Origin of the sequence: Pseudoalteromonas sp. SR45-4, assembly GCF_014163535.1 — a bacterium.
Classification (GTDB): domain Bacteria; phylum Pseudomonadota; class Gammaproteobacteria; order Enterobacterales; family Alteromonadaceae; genus Pseudoalteromonas; species Pseudoalteromonas nigrifaciens.
Genome location: NZ_JACJDO010000001.1, coordinates 1 through 13,160 on the forward strand (window position 1 = coordinate 1; position 13,160 = coordinate 13,160).

The window sequence follows — 13,160 nt, forward strand, 5'->3', positions numbered from 1 at the left end:
ACCAAATTCACACTACTGGTAAACAAAGCTTGAAATTAAAACTTAATTGGACTAATTTTAACCACACTTTACGCATTACCAAAAAAAGTAAAACTCTGAAAAATTGGTAAACCAAAGCACATCATCAACACACAATTACCCAAACGGGAGAGATACATGAAGCTTAATCGAATTACTTCCTCACTAATCAATAAACAACATAAAAGTAATCCTGCACTTATTAGCGCGGCCGCACTTATTTTAATGACATCATCTACTTTAGCTGCACAAGAGTCTGAAAACACCTCAGCCACAGCAGATAAAAACATAGAGGTTATTGAAGTAAAAGGAATTCTTAACAGTATGAAAGCAGCTGCAATGCTTAAACGTACTGACGGTCGTATTGTTGATGCTGTTGTTGCTGAAGACATTGGTAAATTACCAGACAATAATATTGCCGAAGCCCTGCAACGTATTACTGGTGTATCTATTAATTCTGACTTTGGTGTGGGTGATAGTGTTTCGATTCGTGGTTTACCGCAAAACCGGGTTGAATTAAATGGTCGCTCTACTATTGGCGATTCTCGTGATGGCATTAGCCTTCAAGATTTTCCATCAAGTTTCTTAAAAACAGTAGAAGTTGTTAAGTCGCCAACTGCCGATATGATTGAAGGCGCACTTGGTGGTACGGTTAGTTTAAGAACGGTTCGCCCATTAGAATTAGATAAACTAACAGCAGCTATGTCGTTAGATGCAGAATATGCAGATAAAACCGAAAACGTAGCGCCTATTTTCAGTGGATCTGTTGGTAATAATTGGGATTTTGATGAAATGGGCACGTTTGGTGCCATTGCTATGTTTTCATATCAAGATCGCGAAATTCGCCAAGACGAAACGTCTAGCCGCGTAAAACCTCAAGACATAGTAATTAACGCTCAAGAAGGAAACACACCAAGCGGTAACGCCATCGTCAGAGATGAGCACAGTATTGAGCAATATGTAGAGAAACGTGAACGTACTGCTGTAAATTTATCACTTCAGTGGGCACCACACTCGGGTAATGGCATGGTATATCTTGATTTAAGTGGTACTAAGCGCTCTGGTGAGCAAGCTGGTAACTCTATTTTAGGTGTAGCAGGTTCACTATCAACAGATGCAAACACCACACAAGACGCTAACGGCGTAAATAACTATACGTTAACTAACGAATTTGGTATTCCTAAAACATACAGTGATTTTCGTGATACTGACTCGTTTTCAAATGCACTTGGTGCAGAATGGAACCTTACCGATAGCATCAAAATTTCTGGTGAAGTTGCTGTTGCATCCTCTGAAAGCATAAGACCAGACTCAGAATTTACATTGCGTCCAATCGAAAAATCGACGTTTGAAGCCAGTGGCGGTGTTGATTTAGTAAACCATTTATATGATGGCGCATTTTCACAAGACGGTAATCGCTTACCAAGCATTATACACTCAGATCCAACTGCATTTACTAATCCACAAAACTTAGCATTAAGAACATTCAAAAGTGAAGATAGAAAAACCAATAATGATGAAACAGCGGTTCGTTTTGATATTGAAATGTTTGAGCCGTTAAGCAGTGCAAACTGGATCTCTAAAGTAAAAGCAGGTGTTCGCGCTACTAAACGCGATTACGAATATGAACAATACAAAGTAGAAATTAAAGATATTTATAAAAACGCTATTAACGACTCAGATGGGTCATTAGCAACTTTATGGGCCGATGATTATAACGCGCTGTTCCCTGGCAGCTTTACAACTATGAGCCACGATAACTCTTTTAATCAACTGGGTCACTCTGGTCAAAACGATCTTTTAACATTCCTTACTTATAATGGCTTATCTAACCCAAGTAATACGTATGCTCAATTACAGCAACTATTAGCAGGCACTAATTTAGCGTCTACTGGGAGCTTACACGACAATCAAGAGTTTCAAGAAAGCGCATACAAAAATGTAGTTGAAGACACCGCTGCAATTTATATATCGGCTTATTTAGATTTTGATAGCGTTACAGCCATTGTGGGCGCTCGTTATGTAACAACAGATCTTGAGTCAAGTGTTTACCAAAACGGTGTAAAAGTGACGGGTGAAAATGATTACACCGACTTTTTACCTAGCTTAAACGTGACATATAACTATTCAGACGAAACACTATTTCGCTTTGCTGCAGCAAAAGTTATGCGCAGAGCCGACTTTAGCGAGCTAAGCCCAGCATTTGACGTAAATAACGACCGAACGGGTGCAACTCAAGGAGCTATTGATTTAGAACCATACCGCGCAACCCAATACGACTTATCTGTAGAGCATTACTTTGATGAAGGTAACGTATTGTCTTTTGCACTATTTTATAAAGATGTTAAGTCATTTTTAAGCAACGAAAGCACGTGTGTTGCCTCATCAACTACCGCTGCACTGCAAAACGTAACACAGTGGAACCAAGTATGTCAGCTTGATACTGCCGGCGTATCTCAAGATAATATGGTTTACTCTGATGCAACTAACTATCCTGTAGATGCTGATGGTTTTAATCACGTTGCGGGCCTTAGAGATGCAGGGCTTACCGGCATCGATACCGTTAAAAATATTAACGGTGAAAACGGCTCTGTTCAAGGTTTTGAAGTAGGTTACCAGCAGTTTTTTACAAGCCTTCCGGGTGCGTTTTCTGGTTTGGGTATTAATGCAAACTACACTTACGCAGACAGCGAACAGCCAAACGGCAACCCATTATTAGACATTTCTAAAAACACTTATAACTTACAAGTATTTTGGGAGCACGAAGGTTTCTCTACTCGCCTTGCTTATAACTACCGTGACGGTTTCTTAAGTACTGAAAACGAAAAACGCGTAGAAAACATTAACTCTAACGGCAGCATTTCACAAGACGGTACTGTTTATGGTAATAACTACCGCGATGACAGAGGCCAATTAGACTTTTCTGCAAGTTGGGACATAAACGAAAACTTTACCCTAGTAGGTAACGCAACAAACTTAACCGGTGAACCTTCAATCTACCTATCTGAACTAGGCGGTGCTTGGAAGTACACTGAGGCGGATCGCCGTTATAGCTTAGGCATTCGCGCTAAATTTTAATTTTCCCTGAAGGCTAAAGCCTGCTTTTATGCAGGCTTTTTTATGCCTAAATAATAGTAGCTTTATATTGCATAAAAAACCCTCTCCCTAGCTATACTTATCTTAATATAAAACTTAATATCAAAGAGCAATTACTATTAATAAGGAAAGGTAGTGCTGTCGCGTTTATATAATTTTATGCCGGGTTTAAATACTTTACTTCATTATGAACGACAATGGTTTGCTGATGATTTAAGAGCGGCATTATCGGTTGCCGCCGTGGCGCTACCCGTTGCTATTGCTTATGCACAGTTAACTGGTGTTAATGCTGCAGTTGGGCTGTATTCCTGCATACTACCCATGATGCTATATGCACTTTTTGGCACCTCAAAACAATTAATAGTTGGCCCCGATGCAGCAACCTGTGCAGTTATAGCTGCAGTAGTTACCCCGCTTGCCGCAGGCGACAGTTTTAAGCACTGGCAGCTAGTTGTAACCATGACCGCCATGACTGGTTTTTGGTGTTTTATAGCCAGTAAATTTAAATTAGGTGTATTAGCAGACTTTTTATCTAAGCCTATTTTAATGGGCTTATTAAACGGCGTAGCCATAACTATTATTGTGGGTCAGTTTTCTAAAGTATTTGGTTTTACCTTTGATGAAAGATACCTACTTGAACGCTTAGGGGGGGTGCCCACTTATTTATCACAAACCCATATTCCCACTTTATTAATGGCCTTATTTACTGTGGTTATTTACTTTGTTATGAAACGACTAAAGCCTACATGGCCCGCATCAATGTTTGCCATTACCTTGGGCGCAATATTAGTGTGGTTTTTTAATTTAGAGCAATTTAATATTAAAACCATAGGCACAGTAACCGGCGGACTGCCGGTATTTAACACCCCTGTATTTGATATTGGTATTATTCGTGAACTAGTTGTGCCGGCACTTAACTTAGCCATAGTGAGCTTTGTAAGTATGATGCTAACAGCGCGTAGTTTTGCCGCAAAAAATGGCTACGACATAGATGCAGATAAAGAGTTTAGAGCCCTAGGTATTGCCAACTTCGCCTCTGCGTTGTCGCAAGGTTTTGCTGTAAGTGGCGCCGACTCTCGCACCGCAGTTAACGACGCTAATGGCGGTAAAACGCAATTAGTGTCGATTATAGCCGCCACTATTATTGCTATTATTGCTATTTTTTTAACCGCCCCGCTCGAGTTTATACCTAGTGCAGCACTCGGCGTGGTACTTATTATTGCCTCTGTGCATTTGTTAGATTTAAAAGCGGTATGGCAACTAAAGTTTAAAGATAAGCAGGCGTTTTACCTTGCCTTAGCCACCTTGTTTGCAGTGCTGTTTATTGGTGTTATTCCGGGTATTACGCTTGCTGTATTACTGGGTTTATTTCAATTTATTCGCACCGTAATGCGCCCTACCGACAACATATTAGGCGTAGATATAAAAGGCGTGGTAAGAAGCTTAGATGCCACCGATAAAGCAAAAGCCGTGCAAGGGGTATTTATTTACCGCTTTAATTCGCCATTAACTTACTTTAATGCCAGTTACTTTAAACGCAGATTACTTGAGCAATACGCAAAACAAAAAGACGATACCCAATGCGTTATTATTGATGCCGTACCTTGCTTTACCCATTTAGATTTAAGCGTTATGGCCATGCTTGCCGATTTAGACGTTATATTTAAAAAGCGTGGCATTAGTCTTGAGCTAGCAGGTAGAAAACGCCAGCTTCTATCGTGGTTTGAAATTGCCGGAATGGTATCGGGTAAAAATGGCATTTATGTTCACTCCGATCTATATGTTGCGCTACAAAAAAATAGCGTAAGCCAGCCTACCGACGAAGTCGCCTTATTTGAAGCTCATACCAATGAGGCAAAACCCGAGCCGCTATAAACGCAAAAAGGCTTACAACACATAGTTGTAAGCCTTTTTATACTAAAAACTTAGTAACTTAAATTACTGTGAATGAACCATTTGTTCAAACTTCATGCCGGTTAATTTAGTAATTACTTTAATCACATAAAAGAAAATACCAATCATTGCCAACATAGACGGAATAGCAATAATAGGGTAACTGAGCAAGGTCATTTCGCCAAGCTGCTCGTTAAACTCTACCGTACCCGCAGGGCTGGTCACTATCCACTTAGCAAGCACGTAATTCATAGTTGATGAAAAAGCAAAAGTAAGCGCTAAAATATAATTAGCCTTGGTAATTTGCTGCTTAAAACGCTGGGTATTACCGCGCGCATCTAACGTATCGTAAATTACATCTAACTTAAATAAAATCGAGTTTAACAGCACCTTTGCCAATAATGGCTTACCAAAAAAACCCGACATTAAAACAGTCAGGCCAATAATACCCGGTATAGCCGCTTCTTTTATTGCCAACCATTCTACATTAAGCTCAAACAGCGCAATGCCACCCGTTAATAAAGTACTTAAAAAACCTAATAATGAAATAAAATTTAACGAGCGTGCTTTAATAAAATCATAAATACCGTAACCCACAGGAAATATAAGCGCGACAATTAACCCTACAACGGTTCCTAAATATTCAGGCCCCGAAAACTTCATTAAAATAATTGAAGGCACTATAATATTAAAAACGACCTCAAATAATGGATTGTTTTTTTTACCTTTACTGTTATTTTGACCACTGGTTGTCATTCGTTACTTCCATTAATATATTATTGCTAAGACGAAAAGAGCACCTCTTCGCTACTGCCAAAGGCTATAATACTCGCAATACCTTCGCCATTCTAGCTTGTCGTTTTTGTATTGATTAAAAAGCCGAAAGGGAGCAATTATTTTTTGTGTATAAGTGCACAAACAGCCCTCTATTACGCAGGCAAACTCATATCGATGCCAGGTAAAGCCACCATCTGATCGCTAATAAGGCGGCGAATCTCACGAATTATTGGCTGCTCGTTTTCAACTACTTGCTGCGATATAGCCACATACCCATGCCACGAAACATTATAGCCATGAGCAATGCGCGCCACCTCTTGTGGTTGAAACCCTTTTAATAATGGCTCTGGCACATAACCCCAACCTAGCTTGTCGCGTATTGCATCCCTAATTAACTCAAAGCTACTTAACGCAATATCGTAACGCTCAGATACATTGGTTTGAATGTCACTTTGGCTTAAATCTAAATAAGCAATTTGCGGCACACTGGCTAAGTCTTCATTACTTACATAGCGCATTTGCGTTAACGGATGATCTTTGGCAATAACCATATGCAATGCCACCCAGCCCAAAACTTGTAAAGGTAGCTGAGTATTTGCATACAAGCTCTGATCTAAGCAACAAGCTAAGTCCATAAAGCCCTCTTCAACCATTTGCTGCAACGCATTTGCACTCGCATAGTGCATTTCTAACGATATACCTGGGTAGCGCTTGCGAATACTGCGAATAATTTCGCGCCAAAAGGCTTCGGGTAAAGCATCATCACGGCCAATAACTAAGCGGTGTGGCAGTTGCTCGTCATCGTGCAGGCAGCGGTGCTTAATACTCTCAGCAAGGTTAATTAAGCGAATGCTATCGTCAATTATTTTTTCACCCGCGGGGGCTAATTGCATACTATTACCAGTGCGAATAAATAGCGCAGTACCCAACTGATCCTCTAGCGTCGATAGCGCCATACTCATAGTGCTACGATTAACCGACAAGCGCGCTGCCGCCTTAGCAATAGAGCCGGTTTGTGCAATCATCACAAAGTACTGTAACGACTCTAATTTCATCAAGCCCCCTTAGTGTCAATTATTTTGACTCTGAGCAATTATAGTATAAAAATAATAAGCAGTATTATACGCACAATGTTTTAGTATTAAGAGCAGGAAAAATGCATTGGATATATTTAATAATAGCTGTAACTCTTGAGGTTATAGGTACAACAGTAATGAAGTGGCTGGTAAACGAAGACCAGTTACTATTAGGTAGCTTATTTGTAACTTTAATGGTTGGCTTAGCTTATCTTGCTCTTAGCCAAGCCACCAGCAAAATTCCTATCGCACTTGCTAACGCCTTCTGGGAAGGCTTGGGGATGATATTAATTGCATCTGTGTCATTTGTATTTTTAGGCGAAGCTATTTCTATTGGCCAAATGTTTGCACTTTTATTAGCTATTATCGGCATTGTTATAATTAACAGCGGCCACGCTATGCAAGAGCAAAAACAATGACAGTATATTGGCTTTATATTCTTGGCTCAGTAATTTTTGACATTGCCGCCAACGTATTTTTAGAAATGTCGCACGGATTTAAACATAAACGCTTTGGCATACTTGCCATTGTTTTTATTATGGCCGCGTTTGCCTTACTCACCCTCGCTGTGCAAGGCATCCCACTGTTTATTGCCTACGCCACTTGGGGAGCTCTTTCAATTAGCGGTACTGCGCTGGCAACTTGGTTGTTGTTTGGTCATAAATTAAACTGGGTTGTTTGTTTTGGTTTAGCAGTACTTATTTTATCTATTGTGACAATGCAATTAGTTGGCCCCGCGTAAATACCTCTTATTAAAAACTAGCTAAAGTGCTCTGCAGTTCAAGCTAGTTTTTCCTGCTGTTTTGCCTTAGTTAACTTTAGGCTAAACTTCTAACTTAGTTGACTATTTTATAGCGCAACGCTATAACTTGTAACACGTTGCGCTGTGCCAACCTACAAAGTAGTAAATAAAAACTTAAAAGCGCACCGCTTGCTTAAGCTATCACTAGTTTAGGTTTGGCATTATTATACTTATTACCTTGAGGCATTTATGTTCAAGCAACTACAAGAAAAACATCAGCTTTCTATTCTGCTTATACTCAGTATTGTGTCAGTATTTGGTATTACGCCATTTATTATTATTCGTTTTATAGAAAATAACATAGTCGCAGCGCTAATTGACTTAGCCATTGTAAGCGGTATTTTAACCTTAGTCGGTTATGCCCATTACACTAAAAAGCCGCGTGTTATTAGCGCCGTTATTGCATTGCTTGTTAATATTGGCGTTATTGCCATTATAATTACCAACGGCATTAACAGTATGCTATGGGTTTATCCGGTAGTAGCCGTTACGTTTTTTTTAGTTAAACCAATAGAAGCGCTCATACTCACCCTTAGCAATGTGGCAATTATTGCGAGCATACCTAATTTATTCGATGTTATGCCACTAAACTCTTACTTTACAACCAACTTAATGCTAGCTGCCTGTGCTTTTGTATATGCCTCTTTTGGCAACAAGCAGCTTGCTTTACTTGCAGAACTAAACAGTACCGATCCTTTAACCGGCGCATTAAATCGCCGTGCGCTTAACGATGATACACTAGCCGCCATTTCGCGAGCAGAGCGTTATAACAGCACTTATTTATTAGCGTTTTTAGACTTAGACTTTTTCAAAAAGGTAAACGACGAATTCGGCCATGCCGAAGGAGACAGAGTACTAAAGCAGTTAGTGTCAATTACCAATTCACATATAAGAGAATCAGATAAGCTATACCGCTTTGGTGGCGAAGAGTTTGTGCTAATAATTCCCGAAATCCCGCCCAAAGAGCAAGTTAGCTTTATAAACAAGCTACGCGAAACAATAAAAAACGAGTTAAAAACACCTGCGGGTAACTCAGTTACTGTATCTTTTGGTGTTGCAGCTTGGATACCGGGCACCACAGTTGCTAGCTGGTTTAAACGCGCCGACGATGCTATGTATCAAGCAAAAAAACAAGGCCGCGACTGCGCCGTATTTAGTAAAGATTAGGGTCTGCTGACCTTTGCGGATTAAAATTCGTTCAAACTAGGGGCGAGTTAATCACGGCGCGAGGTTTGTAACCTAGTGGGCTCGATAACTGCTCCTGCGTTATTCTACTGGCTTACATCCATGTAAGAATAAGCAAAAACCGAGCAAAGCTTTTGCATCCTGCTCACGCCCCTAACAAAGAGTTAATTGCCCCTAAGAACCCTTCGGGCAGCGCATGTTTGGTATTGATTCTACGTTATCGCCTATTTATGGGGAATAACCACACCACATAGGCTCTGCCTTGCCTAAATACCAAACACACTGTTGCAAATTTAACCTTGAAAGATAAACAGACCCTAAAGCTTTGAAATAAGTAAGCTAAACTAACCACTTGGCCAAAATGGCTTTACCCATTATTTATCTTTGTTTAGCAGCGCCTTTAAGTCGGCAAACGGGTTATGTGTAGCCGCCACCACTTTTTGCTCTGTAGTGCCGCCGTACAACACATATTCGTGATATTTATTATGCTCATTATCATGGCAATAAATACACAATAACTCCCAGTTACTACCATCATCAGGGTTATTATTATGGTCATGATCAATATGATGCACCGTTAACTCTCGTAAATTAGAATACTCAAACTCACGTGCACAGCGCCCACATACCCAAGGGTACAATCTTAACGCCTTAATTCGATAACCTTCTTCTTGCTGCTGATAAGCCTGCATACCACTCGTGGTTTTACTCATTAACTTATTACTACCGTCTTTTTACAATAAGCCCAGATTAGCCTTTAAAAACCACTTTGAACAGCGCCTTTTATTTTAACCACCGAGCTTTGGTTAAGATATTTACTAACACATTGAATAATAATAATGATGTTTAAACTTATTTTCTCTAGCCAGAGATTTTCAGTGAAAATAAGGCGAATTTACGCGTTAATGGCTGGCCTATTGCAAATAAATTCAACGCAGTTAGCGCTGAAAATAGCTGCTTGAGATAAATTTATTATCCAGAGTTTAGGTTAACTATCCTCAAAGTTGTTGCTCACCTAAAAGCTTGGGTATAATGAGCACTTATGGCTGTATTTGTTAGCCTACAACTTGGATAAAACAATGAAAAAACTCTCTGCAGTGCAAATAAAACAGCAAGCGCTTGTCCTTAATATTGCCGATACACTCGAAAAACAAGGCCTAGCAGAACTCCCTGGTATGCTGCAATGCTGGTTTGACGTTCAATATCACTTATTCCCTGGCTCCTTATTACTGTGCTTTCAATTTGACAACGAGCAAGCCTTAGCTGCAGCAAAACCAGAGTTATTAAAATGGCAAAAACGCTTAAGCGCAGCCATGCTAAAAAAAGGCGTTGTTTTAAAAGATATGCGTAAACATTTAGTATTTACATTAGAAGCACCCGATAGCTAAATCAGGTTTATTACCGAGGATAAAAAGTAGATTCGGGGATTAAATCCCCCGGCTATAAAGTATAAAACCCACGGATGTTTTTAGCGTTTTCAAGATTAAACTGATTTACATGCGTAATCAGCTCCGGAAAAAATGCTAAAAATACAACATTCAATTCATCATAATGCTTTGCTATATCATCAACAGCACCAGCAAAGGTATTAGTAAAGCGAATGCGCTTGGCTATATTATCAAGTGCTAGCCCTACCCCATCAAGAGTTTCGTACTCTTTAAACCAATCGTTGTCGGTCATGTGTTTTACAACGTGCTGCATTCGCGGCGGCATTACAGGCATACGCTTATGCAAAAGCGCAAAGCTAGTTTGTTTAAAGTCGTTTAATGGCTGTAGATTATATTTTTGCCAATGCATAATTAAAAAGTGATCAAACACCACATCAATAGCCACCCCTGCAAAACGCTTACGCTTAGATGAAAAATACTGTTTAGCCTCTTTAACTATAGGATGAGAATCAGTAAATTTATCCACTAAATAGTGATTATCGAGCGCATTCTTTACCGTTATAGGTATCTGGTTTAAATGCCGTTGACCACCAAAGTCGCCCAGTAAATTACCAAAGTGCGAATCGGCCGTAGGCTGTGCTAAATAAAGATGAGCTAAATAATTCAACGTGTTCTCGGGTTTGGTTAATACCTTTTAGATAATAACGCAGTTGTAGATGAAATTCATATAAAGGAAAAGTGAAAGGCTTTAAGCTTCAAGGGAATGATATTTTAGTTCGTGATTTTTTCACCAATAAAACACAGACTCCTGCGCTCCCCATAAAAAAGACAACACAAACCTGCTCCCCACCCAATTACAATTATGTTTGATTAATTCAGTAAAGAGTCAGCCCTATTTTGCTATCAATGTTGCTGTATTTTTTCGGTACTGCATGAGTCATAAAACGCCTTGCTTAACCTTAACTATTAAACCTGAACTCTGGTTAAGAGATTTACTAACGTATTGAATCATATTTATATTTAATTTTATTTTCTCTAGCCAAAGGCTTTCAGTGAAAACAAGTCGAATTTACGCGTAAATAGCTAGTCTATTGCAAGTAAATTCAACGCAGTTAGCGCTGAAAATAGCTGCTTGAGATAAGTTTATTATCCGAAGCTCAGGTTATTAAGCTCACAGAGGCACAACACGTTATGACAACTACTTTTTTAAGCCAATTACAGCAAGTCGCACTGCAACAAGCCCTTATCAGCACCAAGCTTTTAAACAGCTACACATTAAAGAGCAATAACGCACCATCGCCCAAGCAACAAGCCTATAGCTTAATTGCTGTCGCGCTATACCGCTTTAATCTACAAAAAATAAAATGGTCATCTTTTTTAAAAACAGCCATAAATACAGCAAACAACACATGCCAATGGTTAGCCACCGAACTTGTCAGGTGCCAACAAGACTATAAAGCCCAACCTCATGACGCTGTAATTAGCGAACAAAGTGCATTCATTAGTGGTATTTTTAGCGAAGAACTCACTTATATTGATAGTTTACTGGGGGCTGAAGCGTAAGCTCTTAAGTTTATTTAAGCAATTATGTGAACTGTCGGATGGCACGGCTGCGCCGCTTATCCGGCCTACCTTATTTGCGTTGAAGGTTTGGGTCAAAGGTTTGGAAGGTTTGAAAGGTTTGAAAGGTTTGAAGGTTTGGGGTCAAATCTTGACTTCACACATCAAGCTATCTCGCAGTTTTTCGAATTGTAATTTGACCTTATCATCTTCAATTATTAACTTATTTAGCCTACATACCGTTTGGGATATAGCTGAATAATGTTGAACATTAAAAATAACGGCTAACGCTTTTAAATTTTGCCCAGTTAAATCTTGGCATAATTTAATAGCAAACATACGTGGCAAGTTTTTCTCTTTTCGCCCTTTTTTAACCGTTACAATATCATGTGTATCTATACAAAAATATTTAGCTAAGTAATCAATTACATCATCCGTTGAGCGTTTTTTAATAACAATACTTCTTTCGCTATCTGGTATTGCTATATACCCCTTTATTTTTTCAATAAATGCGTCACAACCCAAAACTGAAAGTAACTTTTTAGCGCCATAAAACGTACTTACCTCTTTATTATTTTCATATTCAACAAACTGTTTGTACGCAGCATATTTACGATTCTTTCCTTGAAGCGAAAATATAAAGTCTCGAACTAGCCATTTTGGCGTCACTGTTTTTTTGATGAAAGCTGAATAGCTAGACCATTTATAGTCAATAAGTACATCTACTAACGGTGTACTTGTTTCTATTGGGTTACGATGTATATAACGGCTAACATGTAGTAAGTAATTATCAGCATCCACCAGCACCGCCTTGTAGCGACCTCTAAACAGTGCACCATCTGTATTGTGTGTTCTATTAAAATATTGCGTATAGAGACCATTAATATGTTTCATGGCTCTGCCTAAATTTGCATCAGGGGTTTTTATTAGTAGGTGGTAATGATTGGTCATTAAACAATACGAATGCACTTCAATATTAAAACGAAGGCTTGCTTGCTCAATGCAGTATAAAAAATGCTTAAAATCGTCATCACTCAAAAAGGTATTTTCACGCCCTCTTCCACGATTGATAAAACGCATTTTCATACTCTATTCGCAGTGGTCTAGACATAATAATAAACTCAATGAGCAATAAACTATAAATCTAGACCATTGATGTATGAAGTCAAGATTTGACCCCTTTGATTTCCTGACCCCTTTGATTTCCTTAAGCGCATTAAAGGGCAATAACATTGCCCTTTTTTAAATGGGGTTACTAGGTGCAGGCTTTGCATTTTTCATTAATCACATAAGGCGAAAAGAGAGACCTGACCCTAGCGACTTTACATTTTGGGGATGTAGTCGCTTCCCTAAGCGCCGCAACAT

12 protein-coding genes are annotated in these 13,160 nt (G+C 39.2%); 7 read left to right on the top strand and 5 right to left on the bottom strand.

Annotated elements, in window-relative coordinates; all coding sequences use genetic code 11:
* The first annotated feature begins 156 nt into the window (after positions 1-156).
* Both H5058_RS00005 and H5058_RS00010 read left to right on the top strand, forming a co-directional pair.
* Positions 157-3,096 (top strand): TonB-dependent receptor, encoded by a 2,940-nt coding sequence (locus H5058_RS00005; protein ID WP_182676448.1) that lies wholly within the window; start codon positions 157-159, stop codon positions 3,094-3,096.
* 153 nt (positions 3,097-3,249) lie between these two features.
* Positions 3,250-4,989: a SulP family inorganic anion transporter gene (locus tag H5058_RS00010; RefSeq protein WP_011329107.1), complete on the top strand. Its 1,740-nt coding sequence runs from the start codon at positions 3,250-3,252 to the stop codon at positions 4,987-4,989.
* Positions 4,990-5,052: 63 nt separating this feature from the next.
* Here the strand turns inward: H5058_RS00010 and H5058_RS00015 are convergent, their stop codons facing one another.
* Both H5058_RS00015 and H5058_RS00020 read right to left on the bottom strand, forming a co-directional pair.
* Positions 5,053-5,763, bottom strand: coding sequence for a VC0807 family protein (locus H5058_RS00015; RefSeq protein ID WP_011329108.1), 711 nt, complete (start codon positions 5,761-5,763; stop codon positions 5,053-5,055).
* A 173-nt stretch (positions 5,764-5,936) separates the two neighbouring features.
* On the bottom strand, positions 5,937-6,839 hold the full coding sequence (locus tag H5058_RS00020; RefSeq protein ID WP_089368717.1) for a LysR family transcriptional regulator: 903 nt from the start codon (positions 6,837-6,839) through the stop codon (positions 5,937-5,939).
* 101 nt (positions 6,840-6,940) lie between these two features.
* Between H5058_RS00020 and H5058_RS00025 the strand changes: the two genes are divergently transcribed.
* The 3 genes from H5058_RS00025 to H5058_RS00035 all read left to right on the top strand — a co-directional run bounded on the left by H5058_RS00025 (position 6,941) and on the right by H5058_RS00035 (position 8,829).
* Entirely contained in the window at positions 6,941-7,279 is a 339-nt protein-coding gene (locus tag H5058_RS00025) for a multidrug efflux SMR transporter (protein WP_011329110.1), read from the top strand.
* Positions 7,276-7,602: an SMR family transporter gene (locus H5058_RS00030; RefSeq protein ID WP_011329111.1), complete on the top strand. Its 327-nt coding sequence runs from the start codon at positions 7,276-7,278 to the stop codon at positions 7,600-7,602. The genes H5058_RS00025 and H5058_RS00030 overlap by 4 nt, the downstream gene beginning before the upstream one ends.
* Positions 7,603-7,851: 249 nt before the next feature.
* Positions 7,852-8,829, top strand: coding sequence for a GGDEF domain-containing protein (locus tag H5058_RS00035; RefSeq protein ID WP_182676450.1), 978 nt, complete (start codon positions 7,852-7,854; stop codon positions 8,827-8,829).
* A gap of 392 nt (positions 8,830-9,221) precedes the next feature.
* Here the strand turns inward: H5058_RS00035 and H5058_RS00040 are convergent, their stop codons facing one another.
* A complete protein-coding gene (locus tag H5058_RS00040) occupies positions 9,222-9,560 on the bottom strand; it encodes a YajD family HNH nuclease (RefSeq protein ID WP_086997751.1) in 339 nt (112 codons plus the stop codon).
* 366 nt (positions 9,561-9,926) lie between these two features.
* On the opposite strand from H5058_RS00040, the gene H5058_RS00045 reads away from it, so the two are divergent.
* Complete coding sequence (locus H5058_RS00045) at positions 9,927-10,235, top strand: hypothetical protein (protein WP_011329115.1); 309 nt, start codon at positions 9,927-9,929, stop codon at positions 10,233-10,235.
* 52 nt (positions 10,236-10,287) lie between these two features.
* Here the strand turns inward: H5058_RS00045 and H5058_RS00050 are convergent, their stop codons facing one another.
* Positions 10,288-10,902 (bottom strand): ACP phosphodiesterase, encoded by a 615-nt coding sequence (locus H5058_RS00050; RefSeq protein ID WP_086997747.1) that lies wholly within the window; start codon positions 10,900-10,902, stop codon positions 10,288-10,290.
* Between the two features lie 524 nt (positions 10,903-11,426).
* Between H5058_RS00050 and H5058_RS00055 the strand changes: the two genes are divergently transcribed.
* Positions 11,427-11,798: a hypothetical protein gene (locus tag H5058_RS00055; protein WP_086994464.1), complete on the top strand. Its 372-nt coding sequence runs from the start codon at positions 11,427-11,429 to the stop codon at positions 11,796-11,798.
* 141 nt (positions 11,799-11,939) lie between these two features.
* Here the strand turns inward: H5058_RS00055 and H5058_RS00060 are convergent, their stop codons facing one another.
* Positions 11,940-12,881 (bottom strand): transposase, encoded by a 942-nt coding sequence (locus tag H5058_RS00060; RefSeq protein ID WP_259398609.1) that lies wholly within the window; start codon positions 12,879-12,881, stop codon positions 11,940-11,942.
* Between the last annotated feature and the right edge of the window lie 279 nt (positions 12,882-13,160).

What these genes read in the sequence shown, in the direction of transcription:
- H5058_RS00035 (WP_182676450.1), top strand. Translation starts at nt 7,852, where the DNA reads ATGTTCAAGCAACTACAAGAAAAACATCAGCTTTCTATTCTGCTTATA.
- H5058_RS00005 (WP_182676448.1), top strand. Translation starts at nt 157, where the DNA reads ATGAAGCTTAATCGAATTACTTCCTCACTAATCAATAAACAACATAAA.
- H5058_RS00020 (WP_089368717.1), bottom strand. Translation starts at nt 6,839, where the DNA reads ATGAAATTAGAGTCGTTACAGTACTTTGTGATGATTGCACAAACCGGC.
- H5058_RS00060 (WP_259398609.1), bottom strand. Translation starts at nt 12,881, where the DNA reads ATGAAAATGCGTTTTATCAATCGTGGAAGAGGGCGTGAAAATACCTTT.
- H5058_RS00040 (WP_086997751.1), bottom strand. Translation starts at nt 9,560, where the DNA reads ATGAGTAAAACCACGAGTGGTATGCAGGCTTATCAGCAGCAAGAAGAA.
- H5058_RS00025 (WP_011329110.1), top strand. Translation starts at nt 6,941, where the DNA reads ATGCATTGGATATATTTAATAATAGCTGTAACTCTTGAGGTTATAGGT.
- H5058_RS00045 (WP_011329115.1), top strand. Translation starts at nt 9,927, where the DNA reads ATGAAAAAACTCTCTGCAGTGCAAATAAAACAGCAAGCGCTTGTCCTT.
- H5058_RS00015 (WP_011329108.1), bottom strand. Translation starts at nt 5,763, where the DNA reads ATGACAACCAGTGGTCAAAATAACAGTAAAGGTAAAAAAAACAATCCA.
- H5058_RS00030 (WP_011329111.1), top strand. Translation starts at nt 7,276, where the DNA reads ATGACAGTATATTGGCTTTATATTCTTGGCTCAGTAATTTTTGACATT.
- H5058_RS00055 (WP_086994464.1), top strand. Translation starts at nt 11,427, where the DNA reads ATGACAACTACTTTTTTAAGCCAATTACAGCAAGTCGCACTGCAACAA.